Origin of the sequence: Pseudomonas sp. Os17 (assembly GCF_001547895.1) — a bacterium.
Lineage (GTDB): Bacteria > Pseudomonadota > Gammaproteobacteria > Pseudomonadales > Pseudomonadaceae > Aquipseudomonas.
Genome location: NZ_AP014627.1, coordinates 1,896,960 through 1,915,796, shown reverse-complemented (window position 1 = coordinate 1,915,796; position 18,837 = coordinate 1,896,960). Strand labels below are relative to the sequence as shown.

General features: G+C 59.4%; 15 protein-coding genes. 1 reads left to right on the top strand and 14 read right to left on the bottom strand.

What is annotated here, in order from left to right:
* Positions 1-31: 31 nt before the first annotated feature.
* The 12 genes from POS17_RS08635 to sdhC all read right to left on the bottom strand — a co-directional run bounded on the left by POS17_RS08635 (position 32) and on the right by sdhC (position 14,512).
* Complete coding sequence (locus POS17_RS08635; RefSeq protein WP_060838193.1) at positions 32-433, bottom strand: MAPEG family protein; 402 nt, start codon at positions 431-433, stop codon at positions 32-34.
* Positions 433-1,170, bottom strand: a complete 738-nt coding sequence (locus POS17_RS08630) for a DUF599 domain-containing protein (protein WP_060838192.1) — start codon at positions 1,168-1,170, stop codon at positions 433-435. Before POS17_RS08630 ends, POS17_RS08635 begins: the two co-directional genes overlap by 1 nt.
* Positions 1,171-1,332: 162 nt before the next feature.
* Positions 1,333-2,646, bottom strand: coding sequence for a branched-chain amino acid transport system II carrier protein (gene brnQ / locus POS17_RS08625; RefSeq protein WP_060838191.1), 1,314 nt, complete (start codon positions 2,644-2,646; stop codon positions 1,333-1,335).
* A 460-nt stretch (positions 2,647-3,106) separates the two neighbouring features.
* Positions 3,107-3,988 (bottom strand): succinate--CoA ligase subunit alpha, encoded by an 882-nt coding sequence (gene sucD / locus POS17_RS08620; RefSeq protein ID WP_003223019.1) that lies wholly within the window; start codon positions 3,986-3,988, stop codon positions 3,107-3,109.
* The gene (gene sucC, locus POS17_RS08615; protein ID WP_009047768.1) at positions 3,988-5,154 is read right to left on the bottom strand and encodes an ADP-forming succinate--CoA ligase subunit beta; all 1,167 of its coding nucleotides are present in this window, start codon (positions 5,152-5,154) and stop codon (positions 3,988-3,990) included. The genes sucD and sucC overlap by 1 nt, the downstream gene beginning before the upstream one ends.
* A 230-nt stretch (positions 5,155-5,384) precedes the next feature.
* Positions 5,385-6,821: a dihydrolipoyl dehydrogenase gene (lpdA, locus tag POS17_RS08610; RefSeq protein ID WP_060838190.1), complete on the bottom strand. Its 1,437-nt coding sequence runs from the start codon at positions 6,819-6,821 to the stop codon at positions 5,385-5,387.
* A 103-nt stretch (positions 6,822-6,924) separates the two neighbouring features.
* Positions 6,925-8,145: a 2-oxoglutarate dehydrogenase complex dihydrolipoyllysine-residue succinyltransferase gene (gene odhB, locus POS17_RS08605; protein WP_060838189.1), complete on the bottom strand. Its 1,221-nt coding sequence runs from the start codon at positions 8,143-8,145 to the stop codon at positions 6,925-6,927.
* A 42-nt stretch (positions 8,146-8,187) separates the two neighbouring features.
* On the bottom strand, positions 8,188-11,019 hold the full coding sequence (locus POS17_RS08600; RefSeq protein ID WP_016968088.1) for a 2-oxoglutarate dehydrogenase E1 component: 2,832 nt from the start codon (positions 11,017-11,019) through the stop codon (positions 8,188-8,190).
* Between the two features lie 263 nt (positions 11,020-11,282).
* Positions 11,283-11,987 (bottom strand): succinate dehydrogenase iron-sulfur subunit, encoded by a 705-nt coding sequence (locus tag POS17_RS08595; RefSeq protein ID WP_022643104.1) that lies wholly within the window; start codon positions 11,985-11,987, stop codon positions 11,283-11,285.
* Between the two features lie 12 nt (positions 11,988-11,999).
* On the bottom strand, positions 12,000-13,772 hold the full coding sequence (gene sdhA, locus POS17_RS08590) for a succinate dehydrogenase flavoprotein subunit (RefSeq protein WP_060838188.1): 1,773 nt from the start codon (positions 13,770-13,772) through the stop codon (positions 12,000-12,002).
* A 3-nt stretch (positions 13,773-13,775) separates the two neighbouring features.
* Positions 13,776-14,144, bottom strand: coding sequence for a succinate dehydrogenase, hydrophobic membrane anchor protein (gene sdhD / locus POS17_RS08585; RefSeq protein ID WP_011060049.1), 369 nt, complete (start codon positions 14,142-14,144; stop codon positions 13,776-13,778).
* Complete coding sequence (sdhC, locus tag POS17_RS08580; RefSeq protein ID WP_011060048.1) at positions 14,138-14,512, bottom strand: succinate dehydrogenase, cytochrome b556 subunit; 375 nt, start codon at positions 14,510-14,512, stop codon at positions 14,138-14,140. Before sdhC ends, sdhD begins: the two co-directional genes overlap by 7 nt.
* Positions 14,513-14,875: 363 nt before the next feature.
* Here sdhC and gltA point away from each other — a divergent pair, with 363 nt between their 5' ends.
* Entirely contained in the window at positions 14,876-16,165 is a 1,290-nt protein-coding gene (gene gltA, locus POS17_RS08575) for a citrate synthase (protein WP_011060047.1), read from the top strand.
* A 292-nt stretch (positions 16,166-16,457) separates the two neighbouring features.
* Here the strand turns inward: gltA and POS17_RS08570 are convergent, their stop codons facing one another.
* Both POS17_RS08570 and POS17_RS08565 read right to left on the bottom strand, forming a co-directional pair.
* The gene (locus tag POS17_RS08570) at positions 16,458-18,116 is read right to left on the bottom strand and encodes a cation acetate symporter (protein WP_060838187.1); all 1,659 of its coding nucleotides are present in this window, start codon (positions 18,114-18,116) and stop codon (positions 16,458-16,460) included.
* Complete coding sequence (locus tag POS17_RS08565) at positions 18,113-18,424, bottom strand: DUF485 domain-containing protein (RefSeq protein WP_016968084.1); 312 nt, start codon at positions 18,422-18,424, stop codon at positions 18,113-18,115. The genes POS17_RS08570 and POS17_RS08565 overlap by 4 nt, the downstream gene beginning before the upstream one ends.
* Positions 18,425-18,837: the final 413 nt, after the last annotated feature.

Below are 18,837 nucleotides of genomic sequence, written 5' to 3'. Positions count from 1 at the left end.
GTGCGGGCTTTATTGTGTCCGAAAGAAATGACTAGATCAGCAACCAGCGAAAAGTTGGACTAAGCATCAACAACAAGGAACACAAGATTCCCACCGCCCAGAACAGACTTCGCTGCCAGGTCAAATCCGCCAGATAGCACGCCAGATAGAAGACCCGGGCAATCACAAAGGTGATGGCCAGAACGTCGATCAACCAGCCTTGAGTCTGGGTGACATGGGCCATCAGCACCCCGACCGCAAACAGCATGAAGGCCTCGAAACTGTTCTGATGCGCCGCCAGGGCCCGCGCGCCCAGCCCGGTCAGTTGGGCCTGTTGCTGACGTGGCAGATGGTTGTTGTAACCGCCCTGCTCTTTCATGGCCTTGGCCACCGGAATGCGCGCAATGAAAATCAGCAACGCACTGATAAACACGCACCAGAACGAAGTACTCATCAGCCTAGCTCCTTGTTTGTCTCGGGCAATGGCGCCTCCGTAGGGGTATAGACCATCACATCCAGCACGTCGGAATGAAACTCGCGACGATAAAGCACCAGCACCACCCCCGCGCTCATCACCATGAACAGCCAGGGGCTGACAAACCAGGCCAGCATGCTCATGCCGAAGTAATAGGAGCGCAGGCCGAAGTTGAACTGGTTGGCAGCCATGGAAATGACCCGTGCCGCCCGCGAAGCGAAAGCCTTGCGCTCCTGCTCGGACACCTGGCGCTCACCGATCATTGGCGCCGAGCCCACCAGAATGGCGGCGAAGTTGTACTGGCGCATGCACCAGCTGAAGGTGAAGAAGGCGTAGACGAACACCAGCGCCAGACACAGCAGCTTAATCTCCGACATACCCTGGGACGCCTGCTGGACCATGGGAATGTCCGCCAGGAGCGACACCGCGCGTTCCGAGGCTCCAAGCACGGTAAGAATGCCCGCCAGAATGATCAGGGTGCTGGAGGCGAAGAACGAGGCGTTGCGTTCCAGGTTGCCGATCACACTGGCGTCGGCGATACGGTTGTCACGCAACAGCATGCGGCGCATCCAGTCTTCGCGATACAGGTGCAGGACACTGGCCAGGCAGGCGGTGTCCCGTCCCTTCCAGGTGGCATAACGGGTATAGCCGCCCCAGCAGATGACGAACCACAAAGCGGCCAGTAAATGGATCAGGTTGGCTTGGACGAACGACATGCAAATTCCTGTAGGGCGTGGCAGAGGACACAGCTTCGACGCCACGCAAAGGAAAAAGGCACTGCACGAGCCCCATAAAAAATGCCCCGTATCGATCGATACGGGGCATTGTTCTGGATGCTCATGAGCCGCTTGTGGCGACCCTGAACCCTTGCCGACAGATCAAGCCAGCGCTTCGGCCGGCTTGCCCAGGATACGGTCGAAGATCACGGCAACCGCCAGGATGATCACCGAAGGCACCAGCCAGGCCAGGCCTTGCTCGCTCAACGGCAGGTGCGCCAGCTGGCTGGGCAGGCCATCGGCCAGGCCGGCGCCCTTGAGCGCATCGATCAGGCCGAAGACAAAGGACACCAGCATCACCGGACCGACGATGCGGCGCTGATCCTGCCAGAACTCCTTGCAGAAGCTCAGGGCCACCAGGGCAATGCAGGGCGGGTAGATGGCGGTCAGCACCGGAATCGAGAAGGCGATGAGCTTGGTCAGGCCAAGGTTCGATACCAACAGCGAGAAAACCGCGAGGATCACGACCAGCGTCTTGTAGGACAAGGGCGTTACGCGGCTGAAGTACTCGGCACAGGCGCAAGTCAGACCCACGGCGGTCACCAGGCACGCCAGGGAAATCAGCACCGCGAGGAAACCGCTGCCCAGGGAGCCGAAGGTGTGCTGCACGTAGGCATGCAGTACCGCTGCGCCGTTGGTGGCACCGGCTGCCACTTCATGGCTGCCCGAACCGAGGCGGAACAAACTGACGTACACCAGCGCCAGGCCAACCCCGGCGATCAGGCCGGCGATCACCGCATAGCGGGTGATCAGTCGAGGCGACTCGACTCCGCGCGAGCGAATGGCATTGACGATGACGATGCCGAACACCAGGGCGCCCAGGGTATCCATGGTCAGGTAGCCATTGATGAAGCCCTGGGAAAACGGTGCGGCGACATACTCGGGCGTGGCATCGCCAATGCTGCCGGCCGGCAGGGCGAACGCTGCGATCCCCAGCACCGCCAGGGCGATGATCTTCAGCGGCGCCAGGAAACGGCCAACGGTATCCAGCAGACGACCTGGATACAGGGAGATGAAGAACACCAGCAGGAAATACGCCGAACTGTAGAGGAACAGTGCCAGCGGGCTCTCGCCGGTCAGGGGTGCCAGGCCCACTTCAAAGGACACAGTGGCGGTGCGCGGCGTGGCGAACAGCGGGCCAACCGCCAGGTAGCAGACCGCCGCCAACAGACCGCCGGCGACTTTACCGATAGGGCTGCTCAACGCATCCATGGCGCCACCGACCTTGGCCAGGGCAACCACGGTGATCACCGGCAGGCCCACCGCAGTGATCAGAAAGCCCAGCGCCGCCATCCAGACATGAGGTCCGGACTGCAAGCCGACGATGGGTGGGAAAATGATGTTGCCAGCCCCGACGAACAGGGCAAAAGTCATGAAGCCGAGCGCCAGAATGTCCTGGCCTTTCAACACTTTCATTAAGGAAATACCACACTACTGAATCGGAATTTAGAGAGGGATTTCCCTTATGGGTGAGGGAAATGCTGTCAGTCCGTATAAGACTGACCCGTTTAGCGCGCCGATACCTTGTGGGCAGCAGACGCATAAAGAGGCGGCTAGCCTACCGAATCTGTAAGACGAACGCACCGGCGCAATGAGAATTTTCTGATATGCGACATGGGGATGTCGCCTTTTTGAAACTATTTTTCCACCGGAATGAATCCCCCCGCGCAGCCACCACTCAGCTGGCGCCTGCGTTGCCCAGAGCCTGGTTCGCCCAGGGGCCGGCTCGTGTCGGAGCAGGCCCGCCAGCGCCGGCCTCGCCAAGGACAACACCCCGCGCACAGGCCCTTTCGCCGGCAAACCGGCTTGCGCCAGAAAGCACAAAGGCCACCCGAAGGTGGCCTTTGCTGGAAGAACTACAAGCTAAGCGCGAGGCTTACTTGACAGCCCAACCGGTCAGCTCGGCCAGGGCCTTGCCGATGTCTGCCAGCGAACGCACGGTTTTCACGCCTGCGTCTTGCAGTGCAGCGAATTTCTCGTCTGCAGTGCCTTTGCCGCCAGAGATGATTGCGCCAGCATGGCCCATGCGCTTGCCCGGAGGAGCAGTCACACCAGCGATGTAGGAAACAACCGGCTTGGTCACGTGAGCCTTGATGTAGGCAGCCGCTTCTTCTTCAGCCGAACCGCCGATCTCGCCGATCATCACGATCGCTTCGGTCTTCGGGTCTTCCTGGAACAGCTTCAGGATGTCGATGAAGTTGGAGCCTGGGATCGGGTCACCACCGATGCCGACGCAGGTGGACTGACCGAAACCGGCGTCAGTGGTCTGCTTGACGGCTTCGTAAGTCAGGGTGCCGGAACGGGAAACGATACCGACCTTGCCTGGCAAGTGAATGTGACCTGGCATGATGCCGATCTTGCATTCGCCTGGAGTGATCACGCCTGGGCAGTTAGGGCCGATCAGGGTCACGCCCAGCTCGTCGCACTTAACTTTAGCGTCCAGCATGTCCAGGGTAGGAATGCCTTCGGTGATGCAGACGATCAGCTTGATGCCGCCGAAAGCCGCTTCCAGGATCGAGTCCTTGCAGAAAGGAGCTGGAACGTAGATCACGCTGGCGGTGGCGCCAGTGGCCGCTACAGCGTCTTTCACGGTGTTGAACACTGGCAGGCCCAGGTGCTCGGTGCCGCCTTTGCCTGGAGTTACGCCGCCAACCATCTTGGTGCCGTACTCGATGGCTTGCTGGGTGTGGAAACTACCTTGCGAACCGGTAATGCCCTGGCAGATAACTTTGGTGTCTTTATTGATCAGGACGCTCATTATTTGCCCTCCGCAGCTTTGACAACTTGTTGAGCAGCGTCGGTCAGGCTGGTAGCAGCGATGATGTTCAAGCCGCTTTCTGCCAGTACTTTAGCGCCCAGTTCCGCGTTGTTGCCTTCAAGGCGAACAACAACCGGGATTTTCACGCCGACTTCTTTCACGGCGCCGATGATGCCTTCGGCAATCATGTCGCAGCGAACGATGCCGCCGAAGATGTTGACCAGTACTGCAGCGACGTTGGTGTCGGACAGAATGATCTTGAAGGCTTCGGTCACGCGCTCTTTGGTAGCACCACCGCCCACGTCGAGGAAGTTGGCTGGCTTACCGCCGTGCAGGTTGACGATGTCCATGGTACCCATGGCCAGGCCGGCACCGTTGACCATGCAGCCGATGTTGCCTTCCAGGGCTACGTAGTTCAGTTCGAACTTGGCAGCGTGCGCTTCGCGCGGATCGTCCTGCGACGGATCGTGGAAAGTCTTCAGCTTAGGCTGACGGTACATGGCGTTGGCGTCGATGTTGATCTTGGCGTCCAGGCAGTGCAGATCGCCGTCAGCCTTGATCACCAGCGGGTTCACTTCCAACAGGGCCAGATCGTGATCCTGGAACAGTTTGGCCAGACCCACGAAGATCTTGGCGAACTGGGCAACTTGCTTGCCTTCCAGACCCAGTTGGAAAGCCAGCTCGCGACCTTGGAATGGCTGAGCGCCAACCAGTGGATCGATAGTGGCTTTCAGAATTTTTTCTGGAGTGTCGTGAGCGATTTTCTCGATGTCCACGCCACCTTCGGTGGAAGCCATGAACACGATGCGACGGCTCGAACGGTCAACGACAGCGCCCAGGTACAGCTCTTTAGCGATATCAGTGCACGATTCAACCAGGATCTTGGTGACAGGCTGGCCATTGGCGTCAGTCTGATAGGTCACCAGACGCTTGCCCAACCACTGCTGAGCGAATGCCTTAGCGTCTTCTTTGCTGCGAACCAGCTTAACGCCGCCCGCTTTACCGCGACCACCGGCGTGAACCTGGGCTTTGACAACCCACTCGGAGCCGCCGATTTTGTCGCAAGCTTCTGCTGCTTCTTCCGGGGTGTCTACCGCGTAGCCTTTGGATACTGGCAGGCCGTATTCAGCGAACAGCTGCTTACCCTGATACTCGTGAAGATTCATGCTTTTTACCGTCTTCGTTAGGTACTGCGCATTCGGCGCTGCGCTCAATATTGAGTGCCGCACCACCTGTGACCGCTACTCTCAAACCAGCGCCACACCCTGAACCCGGAGCCTGGGCCCCGATCCAGTGTGTGGCGCTACCTCAAGAGGTCGAGTCCAGCGGATATTCCGCGGTGAGTCTTGCGCACAAGGCTCACGACGGGCCAACCGCCGTGGTTTCTTATTATTGCTTAGCGTTTCTTGCGGTTGGCAATGTGGATGGCGCCGCCATTCACAGCCAGAGCTGCTTCGTGCAGGGCTTCGGACAGGGTCGGATGGGAGAAAACCATCATGCCCAGGTCTTCGGCGCTGGTGCCGAATTCCATGCCGATCGCACCTTGCTGAACCAGTTCCGCAGCGCTTGGGCCAATCACGTGGACGCCCAATACGCGGTCAGTCTTGGCATCGGCGATGACTTTGACGAAACCACCGGTGTCGTTGGCTGCCATGGCACGGCCGCTGGCGGCAAACGGGAAGGTGCCGACGTTAACTTCAACGCCTTCAGCTTTCAAGGCCTGCTCGGTTTTACCGACCCATGCAATTTCCGGGTGAGTATAGATAACCGAAGGGATCAGGTCATAGTTCATCTGGGCCTTGTGGCCCTTGATGCGCTCGGCGACCATGACGCCCTCTTCCGAGGCCTTGTGAGCCAGCATCATGCCGCGCACCACGTCACCAATGGCGTAGACGCCCGGTACGGTAGTGGCGCAGTGATCATCAACGTGCACGAAGCCGCGCTCGTCCAGAGTCACGCCGCAATCGGCAGCCAGCAGATCGGTGGTCACCGGACGGCGACCAACGGCAACGATCAGCTTGTCGAAAGTGATGGTCTGCTCGCCGTTGGCGTCGGTGTAGGTCACCACGACTTCTTCGCCGTTGACCTTGGAGCCGGTCACGCGAGCGCCCAGCTTGATGTCCAGGCCCTGTTTGGTCAGGGTTTTCAGCGCTTCCTTGGAAACAGCGGTGTCAGCTGCCATCAGGAAGGTGTCCAGTGCTTCGAGGACAGTCACTTGCGCGCCCAGACGCGACCAGACCGAACCCAGCTCCAGGCCGATGACGCCAGCGCCGATCACGCCCAGACGTTTTGGAACGGATTGGAATTCCAGGGCGCCGGTGGAGTCGACGATGACGTTCTGATCGACCGGAGCCGGTGGAATGTCGATCGGACGCGAACCTGGAGCCAGGATCACGTTTTCGGCTTCGATCACTTCAACCGAACCGTCCGGCTTGGTGACTTCGACCTTCTTGCCAGCCAGCAGCTTGCCGTGGCCCTGGATCGAAGTGACGCCGTTGGCCTTGAACAGGGTGGCAACACCGCTGGTCAGGCCTTTGACGATGTTGGCCTTGCGACCGATCATGGCCGGCACGTCCATGGTCACGCCAGCGTGCTGGATACCGTGGATGGCAAAACCGTCCTGCGCTTCGTGGAATTTCCAGGAGCTGTCCAGCAGCGCCTTGGAAGGAATGCAACCGACGTTCAGGCAAGTACCGCCGAGGGCCAGCTTGCCCTCTTTATCGGTGTACTTCTCGATGCAAGCAGTCGTCAGGCCAAGCTGTGCTGCCTTGATTGCAGCTACATAACCGCCTGGGCCCGCGCCAATCACTACTACGTCGAATTTCTGAGTCATAAAAAGGTTCCTTTTAACGGCAAGCTAGAAGCCGCAAGCCGCAAGCTTGAAGCCCCTCGCCCTGGGGGCTTGGAGCTTGTCGCTTGCAGCTTGCAACTGCTTTTTAGATGTCCAGAAGCAGACGCGCCGGGTCTTCCAGCAGGTTCTTGATGGTTACCAAGAATGTCACAGCTTCTTTACCGTCGATCAGACGGTGATCGTAGGACAGCGCCAGGTACATCATCGGACGGATTACTACCTGACCGTTGATCGCCATAGGACGTTGCAGGATGTTGTGCATGCCCAGGATAGCGGCTTGCGGTGGGTTGACGATCGGGGTCGACATCATCGAGCCGAAAGTACCACCGTTGGTGATGGTGAAAGTACCACCGGTCATTTCTTCCATCGACAGCTTGCCGTCGCGAGCCTTCTTGCCGAAGGTGGCGATGCCGCCTTCGATTTCGGCCAGGCTCATCAGCTCGGCATTACGCAGAACCGGAACCACCAGGCCACGGTCGCTGGAGACCGCAACACCGATGTCGGCGTAGCCGTGGTAAACGATGTCGGAACCGTCGATCGAGGCGTTGACCGCAGGGAAGCGTTTCAGCGCTTCGGTGGCGGCCTTGACGAAGAACGACATGAAGCCCAGGCGCACGCCGTTGTGGGACTTCTCGAACAGGTCCTTGTACTTCGAACGCAGGGCCATGACTTCGGTCATGTCGACTTCGTTGAAGGTGGTCAGCATCGCCATGTTCGACTGGGCTTCAACCAGACGCTCGGCAACCTTGGCACGCAGACGGGTCATTGGTACGCGCTTCTCGACGCGATCACCGGCAGCGAACACCGGAGCAGCGGCAGCCGGGGCCGGAGCCTTGGCAGGCGCGGCAGCCGGAGCGGCTTTCTTGGCGGCAACGGCAGCCACTACGTCTTCCTTGGTCACACGACCACCTTTGCCGGTACCGGCAACGGAAGCGATGTTGATGCCGTTTTCTTCAGCCAGCTTGCGCGCGGCAGGAGCGGCGATTGGATCGTCTTCGCCGTCAGCGGCAGCCGGGGCAGCAGCGGCAGCGGCCGGAGCAGCGGCAGCAGGAGCAGCGGTAGCGGCACCGCCTTCAACGATGGAGCCCAGAACTTCGTCGGACAGAACGGTGTCGCCTTCGTTCTTGACGATAGCGCCCAGCACGCCGTCAGCGGTGGCCAGAACTTCCAGCACAACCTTGTCGGTCTCGATGTCGACGATCAGCTCGTCGCGCTTGACGGCTTCGCCCGGTTGCTTGTGCCAGGTGGCAACGGTGCCATCGGCAACCGATTCCGGGAAAGTGGGGGCTTTGATCTCGATAGCCATTATCTGTGGTTCCTTAAATTCGGTTTCAGGTGCGCGAAGGCGTTAAACAGTGAAAGCATCTTGCAGCAGTTTTTCCTGCTGCTCGGCGTGCATCGACGCGTAGCCACAAGCAGGCGCAGCAGAGGCGTCACGGCCGGCGTACTCGAGTACGAGCGACTTGTCGTGATTGCCTACGATGCGACGCATGTGGTGCTGGCTGCAGTACCAGGCGCCCTGGTTCATCGGCTCTTCCTGACACCAGACCACGTGCTTGAGGTTGGTGTACGGAGCCAGGACTTCGTTCAGGTCGTCCTCAGGGAACGGGTACAGCTGCTCGATACGCACGATGGCGATGTCTTCACGACCTTCGGCACGGCGTTTTTCCAACAGGTCGTAGTAGACCTTGCCGCTACACAGAATCAGGCGCTCGACCTTTTTCGGGTCCAGTGCGTCGATTTCCGGAATAACGGTCTGGAACGAACCTTCGGCCAGATCTTCCAGAGTCGAGATGGCCAGCTTGTGACGCAGCAGCGACTTCGGAGTCAGTACCACCAGCGGCTTGCGCAGAGGACGGATCACCTGGCGACGCAGCAAGTGGTAGATCTGTGCCGGCGTGGTCGGCATGCACACCTGAATGTTGTGCTCGGCGCACAGCTGCAGGTAACGCTCCAGGCGCGCCGAGGAGTGCTCGGGGCCCTGACCTTCGTAACCGTGAGGCAGCAGCATGGTCAGACCGCAGAGACGGCCCCACTTGTGCTCGCCGCTGGTGATGAACTGGTCGATCACCACTTGCGCACCGTTGGCGAAGTCGCCGAACTGGGCTTCCCAGATCACCAGCGCGTTCGGCGTGGTGGTCGAGTAGCCGTATTCGAATGCCAGTACCGCCTCTTCCGACAGGAAGGAGTCGTACAGGTCAAAGCGCGGCTGACCTTCGAACAGATGCTTGAGCGGCACGTAAGTGCTGGCATCTTTCTGGTTGTGCAGAACAGCGTGGCGGTGCGAGAAGGTGCCGCGGCCGATGTCCTGGCCGGTCATGCGGATCGGGTGACCTTCAAACGCCAGGGTCGCGTACGCCATGGTTTCAGCGTAACCCCAGTTGATCGGCAGGCCGCCGGCTTGCATCTTCTGACGGTCTTCGTAGATCTTCGCGACCTGACGCTGAACCACGAAGCCTTCTGGCAATTCCAGCAGCTTGGCGGACAGTTCCTGCAGGGTCTTGAGATCGAAGGTGGTGTCGTGACGCGCGGTCCAGGTGTGGCCCAGGTATGGGCGCCAGTCCACGAACAACTCTTTGTTCGGTTCCTTGACCAGGCTCTTAACTACGTGCAGACCGTTGTCCAGCGCATTGCGGTACTCATCGACTTTCGCCTGAACACGCTCTGCGTCAAGCACACCGCTCTGGATCAGGCGATCGGCATACAGCTCACGGGTGGTGCGCTGCTTGGTGATCTGCTGATACATCAGTGGCTGGGTGCCGCTTGGCTCGTCGGCCTCGTTGTGGCCGCGACGACGGTAGCAGACCAGGTCGATCACCACATCGCGCTTGTACTGCATGCGGTAGTCGATGGCCAGCTGGGTCACGAACAACACGGCTTCCGGATCATCACCATTCACATGGAGGATCGGCGCCTGGATCATCTTCGCAACGTCGGTGGCGTACTCGGTGGAACGCGAGTCCAGCGGGTTGCTGATGGTGAAACCAACCTGGTTGTTGATCACGATGTGCACAGTGCCGCCGGTACGGAAACCGCGGGTCTGGGACATCTGGAAGGTTTCCATCACCACGCCCTGACCGGCAAATGCCGCGTCACCGTGGATCGAGATCGGCAGAACCTTGTCACCGGTCTGGTCGTTGCGACGGTCCTGACGAGCGCGCACCGAACCTTCGACCACCGGAGAAACAATTTCCAGGTGGGACGGGTTGAACGCCATGGCCAGGTGAACTTCGCCACCGGTGGTCATCACGTTGGACGAGAAGCCCTGGTGGTACTTGACGTCACCGGAGCCCAGCTCGACCTTCTTCTTGCCTTCGAACTCGTCGAACAGCTCGCGCGGGTTCTTGCCGAAGGTGTTGACCAGCACGTTGAGGCGGCCACGGTGGGCCATGCCGATCACGACTTCCTTGGTGCCGTAGGAACCGGAACGCTGGATCAACTCGTCGAGCATCGGAATCAGGCTTTCGCCGCCTTCCAGGCCGAAACGCTTGGTGCCCGGGTATTTGGTACCCAGGTATTTTTCCAGGCCTTCGCCGGCGGTGACGCGCTCGAGCAGGTGGCTCTTGATGTCGGCGGAATAGGTCGGACGGCCGCGCACGCTTTCCAGACGCTGCTGGAACCACTGGCGCTGCTCGGAATCGGTGATGTGCGTGAATTCAGCGCCGATGGTGCGGCAATATGTCTGCTGCAACGCTTCGTGAATTTCGCGTAGGCTCGCTTCCTCTTTGCCGATGAACAGGTCGCCGGCACGGAAGGTCGTATCAAGATCGGCATTGGTCAAGCCGTAATGATTGATCGACAGGTCTGCAGGTGCAGGACGCTGCCACAGCCCCAGCGGGTCAAGCTGGGCTGCCTGGTGGCCACGCATCCGATAGGCCTGGATCAATCGCAGCACTTCAACTTGCTTCTTCTCGTGCTCACTGCTCACGCTGCCGGCGGATACCGGTTGGGCGCGGCGCTGGTTCTTTGCCAGCAAGACGAAATGATCGCGGATTGTCGAGTGCGAAACATCGATGGCAGTGCTGCCGTCGGTAGGCAACTTCTGAAAGTAAGTGCGCCACTCTTCTGGCACAGCGTTAGGGTCGTGCAGGTAGAGCTCGTAGAGCTCTTCCACATAGGCAGCGTTACTACCGGATAGGTAGGCGCTGTTCCACATGCGCTGCATCACGCTTTCTTGCATGCTTGGTCACCCTCGGTTAGGGGAACACCACCGGCGAAGACACCGAGCAAGCTTGCAGAAGTCCGAATGCAGCGACCAAAACAAGCCACTTAGGATCACGCTGATAGTCCGGGTACCAGCCCGGATGCCCCTGCTTGTCTCATTTCTTCAAAAATAAGAGCAGCCACTTTGTGAGCTGCTGCTCAGGTTAGAGCCATGACGCGGGTTGAAGCCCGCGCCTTGGCCTTTACGGGTACAGCGGTCCTACGGGTACAACAGCTGAATCACACGCCGCTCTGCAGCAGCATGTTACGAATGTGACCGATGGCCTTAGTCGGGTTCAGGCCTTTGGGACATACGTTGACGCAGTTCATGATCCCCCGGCAGCGGAATACGCTGAACGGGTCGTCCAGAGAAGCCAGACGCTCGGATGTCTTGGTGTCACGGCTGTCTGCCAGGAAGCGGTAGGCTTGCAGCAGGGCAGCTGGACCCAGGAACTTGTCCGGGTTCCACCAGAAGGACGGGCAAGAGGTCGAGCAGCAAGCGCACAGGATGCACTCGTACAGACCGTCGAGCTTCTCGCGCTCTTCCGGGGACTGCAGACGCTCGATGGCCGGAGCCGGCGTATCGTTCTGCAGGAATGGTTTCACCTTCTCGTATTGCTTGTAGAAGATGCTCATATCGACGACCAGGTCACGGATAACCGGCAGACCTGGCAGCGGACGAATAACCAGCTTGTTCTTCTTGACCACGGCAGACAGCGGCGTGATGCACGCCAGGCCGTTCTTGCCGTTGATGTTCATGCCATCGGAACCGCAAACGCCTTCACGGCAGGAACGACGGTAGGAGAAACCCTCGTCCTGCTCTTTGATCAGCGCCAGCACGTCCAGCACCATCAGGTCCTTGCCACCGGTGTCGACCTGGAAAACCTGGGTTTTCGGAGCCGAGTCGGTGTCTGGGTTGTAACGATAAACTTCAACTTGCAACATATCGATCACCCTTTAGTAAGTCCGGACTTTTGGTTCAAAAGTCGGAACAGTCTTCGGCGAGAAGTTGACCGCACGCTTGGCAACGCGCTTCTCACCCGGGAAGTACAGGGTGTGGCACAGCCAGTTTTCGTCGTCACGGTCTTCAAAGTCTTCACGGGCGTGAGCGCCGCGGGACTCTTTACGCACTTCGGCAGCGATGGCGGTGGCTTCAGCCACTTCCAGCAGGTTCTGCAGCTCAAGTGCTTCGATACGTGCAGTGTTGAAAGCCTGAGACTTGTCGTTGATCTTGACGTTGGCGATACGCTCGCGCAGATCGGCCAGCTGGGCGATACCCTTCTGCATGTATTCGCCAGTACGGAATACACCGAAGTAGTTCTGCATGCAGCTCTGCAGCTCGCGACGCAGGGTTGCAACGTCTTCACCGGTGGTGCGCTCGTTGAGCTTGGCCAGGCGGTTCAGGGCTACGTCGACGTCGGTGTCGCTGGCGTCGCGGTATTCGATACCGTCGGACAGCGCTTTTTCCAGGTGCAGGCCAGCTGCACGACCGAACACCACCAGGTCCAGCAGCGAGTTGCCGCCCAGACGGTTGGCACCGTGTACCGATACGCAAGCCACTTCACCCACTGCAAACAGGCCAGGGATGATAGTGTCTTCGCCAGCAGCGTTCTGAGTGATCGCCTGACCATGAATGTTGGTGGCAACGCCGCCCATCATGTAGTGGCAGGTTGGAACGACCGGAACCGGAGCAACCACCGGGTCAACGTGGGCGAAGGTCTTGGACAGCTCGCAGATGCCAGGCAGGCGACTGTGCAGCACTTCCTCGCCCAGGTGATCGAGCTTGAGCATCACGTGGTCGCCATTCGGGCCACAGCCGTTGCCGGCGATGATTTCCTTGACCATGGAGCGCGCTACAACGTCGCGACCAGCCAGGTCTTTGGCGTTCGGAGCATAACGCTCCATGAAACGCTCGCCGTGCTTGTTGATCAGGTAGCCACCTTCACCACGGCAACCTTCGGTTACCAGTACACCGGCGCCGGCGATGCCGGTCGGGTGGAACTGCCACATTTCGATGTCTTGCACCGGAACGCCGGCACGCAGCGCCATGCCTACACCGTCACCGGTGTTGATCAGGGCGTTGGTGGTGGAAGCGTAGATACGACCTGCACCGCCGGTAGCCAGAACGGTGGCCTTGGAGCGGATGTAGGTGGTTTCGCCGGTTTCGATGCAGATAGCGATCACGCCAACAAAGGCGCCATCCTGGTTCTTCACCAGATCGACTGCGTACCACTCGTTGAGGAAGGTGGTACCGGCTTTCAGGTTGCCCTGATAAAGGGTGTGCAGCAGCGCGTGACCGGTACGGTCGGAAGCTGCGCAGGTACGAGCCGCCTGGCCGCCCTTGCCGTAGTCCTTGGACTGACCGCCGAAAGGACGCTGGTAGATACGACCGGTTTCGGTACGGGAGAACGGCAGACCCATGTGGTCCAGTTCGAAGACCGCAGCCGGGCCTTCCTGACACATGTATTCGATAGCGTCCTGGTCACCGATGTAGTCGGAACCCTTGACGGTATCGTACATGTGCCAGCGCCAGTCATCGTTCGGGTCCGCCGAGGCGATCGCGCAGGTGATGCCGCCCTGGGCAGACACAGTGTGCGAACGGGTCGGGAACACCTTGGTGATCACGGCAGTCTTGTGGCCACCCTGGGCCAGCTGCAGTGCGGCACGCATGCCGGCGCCGCCGCCGCCAATGATGATGGCGTCGAAAGAAATGGTTGGAATGTTAGCCATGAATCAGATACCCCAGAGAATCTGCACACCCCAGACGAAGTAAGCGAACATCGCGACGCCGCATACTGCCTGGAAAAGGAAACGCACTGCTGTCGCCGACTTGCCCAGCGCCATCGGCGTCAGGTAGTCAGTCGAGATGGTCCACATGCCGACCCAGGCGTGAGCGCCCAGGGCCACCATGGCCAGCAGACTGAAGATACGCATCCAGTTGTTTGCGAACAGGCCATGCCACTGGGTGTAGTCAATGCCCGGATTCGCTACGAGGTATCCGATCAGGAAAATGAAATAAGCCGCGAGAACGACCGCAGACACACGTTGTGCCATCCAGTCATAAAGGCCCGAACGCGACAGGTTCGTAACGCTGGTTACCATATCCAAACTCCCGCCAGAACGATTACCACCACGGATACGGCGATAACGATTTTCGAGCCCAGCTTGCCGCCTTCCAGCGTCTCACCGATGCCCATGTCCATAATCAGATGGCGTACACCGGCCACCAAGTGATACAGCAAGGCGGACAGGAGGCCCCATGCAACGAATTTGGCCAGCGGACTGGTCAAGCACGCCTTCACCTCGGCATAGCCTTCCTCGGAACCCAGGGATTTGCTCAATGCATAAAGCATGATGCCGATGCCCAGGAAGAGGATGATGCCGGAAACACGGTGAAGAAACGACGTAACGCCGGTGATGGGGAGTTTGATGGTCCTTAGGTCTAGGTTTACAGGTCGTTGGCTATTCACGGCTTTTTTTCACACTGAAGAGCCCCTAACAATCAGGGCAAAGTTGTTGGGGAGTGCACTGGTCAGGTAACCACTACCCAGGGAGTGCGACCCCCAATAAAGCGGGCCCAGAAGCCTACGGAGGTCGGTGGCCGAGTATAGACAGTTAGGCTACTAATGACAACGCAAACGCCTTCCCCTAATAGCTGATTGCGTTAGCCATATAAAAGGCGTAAATGGCGGTGAATTTCGCTAAAAAATCCCTCCCAAAGCCTTCTGGGACAAGACTTTAGGCAAATTGACATTCAGATTTATCTCACTATAGTGGTGCGGGCCCTGCGTGGGGGGTCTGTCTGATGATTTCAAGCATAAATAGGAGGCCACATGGCTGACAAAAAAGCGCAGTTGATCATCGAGGGCGCAGCCCCCGTCGAGCTGCCCATTTTAACCGGCACCGTTGGTCCCGATGTAATCGATGTTCGGGGCCTGACGGCCACGGGCCGCTTCACTTTTGACCCGGGTTTCATGTCGACCGCCTCCTGCGAGTCGAAAATCACCTACATCGACGGCGACAACGGCATTCTGCTGCATCGCGGCTACCCGATCGAACAACTGGCTGAAAAGTCGGACTATCTGGAAACCTGCTACCTGCTGCTCAACGGTGAACTGCCCACCGCCGAACAAAAGGCTCAGTTCGTCAGCACCGTAAAGAACCACACCATGGTTCACGAGCAGCTGAAGAGCTTCTTCAACGGCTTCCGCCGCGACGCTCACCCGATGGCGGTGATGTGTGGCGTAGTCGGCGCCCTGTCGGCGTTCTACCACGACTCCCTGGACATCAATAACCCGCAGCACCGCGAAATTTCCGCCGTGCGCCTGGTCGCCAAGATGCCGACCCTGGCTGCGATGGTTTACAAGTACTCCATGGGCCAGCCGATGATGTATCCGCGCAACGACCTGTCGTACGCGGAAAACTTCCTGCACATGATGTTCAACACCCCGTGCGAGATCAAACCGATCAGCCCGGTACTGGCCAAGGCAATGGACCGGATCTTCATCCTCCACGCCGACCACGAACAGAACGCCTCGACCTCCACCGTGCGCCTGGCCGGCTCTTCGGGCGCCAACCCGTTCGCCTGTATCGCTGCCGGTATCGCCGCGCTCTGGGGCCCTGCCCACGGCGGTGCCAACGAAGCTGTACTGACCATGCTCGACGAAATTGGCGATGTATCGAACATCGACAAGTTCATCGCCAAGGCCAAGGACAAGAACGATCCGTTCAAACTCATGGGCTTCGGTCACCGCGTGTATAAAAACCGCGACCCGCGCGCCACCGTGATGAAGCAGACCTGCGACGAAGTCCTGAAAGAGCTCGGCATCAACAACGATCCTCAGCTCGAACTGGCGATGCGCCTGGAAGAGATCGCCCTGACCGATCCGTACTTCATCGAACGCTCCTTGTACCCGAACGTCGACTTCTACTCGGGGATCATCCTCAAGGCGATCGGCATTCCAACCAGCATGTTCACCGTGATCTTCGCCCTGGCGCGGACCGTCGGCTGGATCTCCCACTGGAAAGAAATGCTCTCCAGCCCTTACAAGATCGGCCGTCCACGTCAGCTGTACACCGGCTACGAGTCGCGCGACATCACCAAGCTGGAAGACCGCAAATAAGACCCGCCTTGCGCACACGTCTTAGCTGCACCGAATACGGCCTCTAACAGAGGTCGTATTTGTTTCTGCCCTCCCCTCCCTACACAGCGCAGTACCCGGTTTGCCGGTGAAGAGCCCCGCACTCCCTCCCCCCCTCAAATACGCTTTGCCTGGCAAGCCCGCACCTACGACCCTGCGCCCGAACTCCGCGCCAGTAGTACAGGACGAGCGGACACAAAAATGCCCCGGTCTCTCGACCGAGGCATTTCGCCATTACGCAGCTTCTATATAGAAGCCGATGCCACCCTCTCGCTTAGTGCGACACCGCCCCACTGGCACCCAGACCGGTCTGCGAACGCACGAACTGCGGGAAGAACAGGGCCCGCTCGTTGACTGCCGAAGCCGACTTGTCGGTGATGGAGAAGAACCAGATACCGATGAAGGCGATGATCATCGAGAACAGCGCCGGGTACTCATACGGGAAGATCGCCTTCTCGTGATGCAGGATCTGCACCCAGATGGTTGGACCGAGGACCATCAGCGCCACCGCACTGACCAGGCCCAGCCAGCCACCAACCATGGCGCCGCGGGTGGTGAGCTTCTTCCAGTACATGGAAAGCAGCAGTACCGGGAAGTTGCAGCTGGCGGCGATGGAGAACGCCAGGCCCACCATGAACGCGATGTTCTGGCTTTCGAAGAGAATGCCCAGGCCGATGGCCAGCACACCCAAGGCCACGGTAGTGATCTTGGAAACGCGGATCTCGTCCTTCTCGTTGGCCTTGCCCTTCTTGATCACGCTGGCATACAGGTCGTGGGACACCGCCGAGGCGCCCGCCAGGGTCAGACCCGCCACAACCGCCAGGATGGTGGCGAAGGCCACTGCCGAGATGAAGCCGAGGAACACGCTGCCACCCACCGCATTGGCCAGGTGCACCGCCGCCATGTTGTTACCGCCGAGCAAGGCACCCGCCGCATCCTTGAAGGCCGGATTGGTGCTCACCAGCAGGATCGCGCCAAAGCCGATGATGAAGGTCAGGATGTAGAAGTAGCCGATGAAACCAGTGGCGTAGAGCACGCTCTTGCGGGCTTCCTTGGCATCGCTCACGGTGAAGAAGCGCATGAGGATGTGCGGCAGGCCGGCGGTACCGAACATCAGCGCCAGACCCAGGGAGAAGGCCGAGATCGGATCCTTCACCAGGCCGCCCGGGCTCATGATCGCCTCACCTTTGGGGTGAACCTTGATCGCCTCGGAGAACAGGGTATTGAAGTCGAAGTTGACGTGCTTCATCACCATCAGCGCCATGAAGGACGCGCCGGACAACAGCAGCACCGCCTTGATGATCTGCACCCAAGTGGTGGCCAGCATGCCGCCGAACAGCACATACAGGCACATCAGGATCCCCACCAGAATCACCGCCACGTGGTAGTCGAGGCCGAACAGCAGCTGGATCAGCTTGCCTGCACCCACCATCTGCGCGATCAGGTAGAACGCCACCACCACCAGCGAGCCGCAGGCCGACAGGGTACGGATCTGGGTCTGCCCGAGGCGGTAGGACGCCACGTCGGCAAAGGTGTACTTGCCCAGGTTGCGCAGGCGCTCGGCGATCAGGAACAGAATGATCGGCCAGCCCACCAGGAAGCCGATGGAGTAGATCAGGCCGTCATAGCCGGAAGTGAACACCAGGGCGGAAATCCCCAGGAAGGACGCCGCGGACATGTAGTCACCGGCAATCGCCAGGCCATTCTGGAAGCCGGTGATCTTGCCGCCCGCCGCGTAATAGTCGGCAGCCGACTTGTTGCGCTTGGAGGCCCAGTAGGTGATGCACAACGTAGCCCCGACGAACACCACGAACATGGCAATCGCCGAAACGTTGAGGGGTTGCTTGTGGACTTCGCCTGTCAAAGCGTCTGCGGCCCAGAGGGCGGGAGCGAAAGCGGCAAGACCGAGTGCTGCGAATAGACGTCGGATCATTGCTGAGCCTCCTTCAGGATCGCGTTGTTCAGCTCGTCGAACTCACCGTTGGCGCGTCGCACATAGATGGCCGTCAGGACGAAGGCCGAGACAATCAAGCCGACACCAATGGGAATACCCCAGGTGATGGATGACGTCGGACTGAGTTTGGCGCCCAGGATCTGGGGCCCATAGGCGATCAACAGGATGAAACCCGAGTAAAGCCCAAGCATGATCGCCGAGAGAATCCAGGCGAACCGCTCTCGCTTGCTGACCAGCTCCTTGAAACGCGGGCTGTTTTGAATCGAGAGGTAAATGCTGTCGTTCATTGTTTTTATCCTCGCAGCACAGATTTTAGGTGGAACCTAGGGTCTGTTGGCGCTTGGTGACGACCGCGACGGTGATCCACTTGGTGCAGGGCAAGGCGCGAGGAGCGCAGTTTGGTTGTTCCAAATAAGCTCCGAGAAACGCAGCCCTGCACCAAGTGGACCCCGTCCCTTCGGTTGCGTGCCAACTTGCGCGAGGCTGCGTTGCGGGATTTGCCAAGGGAATAACCATTGGCAGCATCCCGCGCCTTGCCTCGCACAAGCTGGCCCAGCAACGCGGCTCGCCACCAAGCGTCAACAGACCTTCGTCCACTCTATGCGGCTATGGAGCAGGTTCCAGACGACCTTAGTATTAGAACGACATTAGCCAGCTCGCCAATTTTCCCCGCGAAAAAAACAAGGGCCGCCCGCTGCAA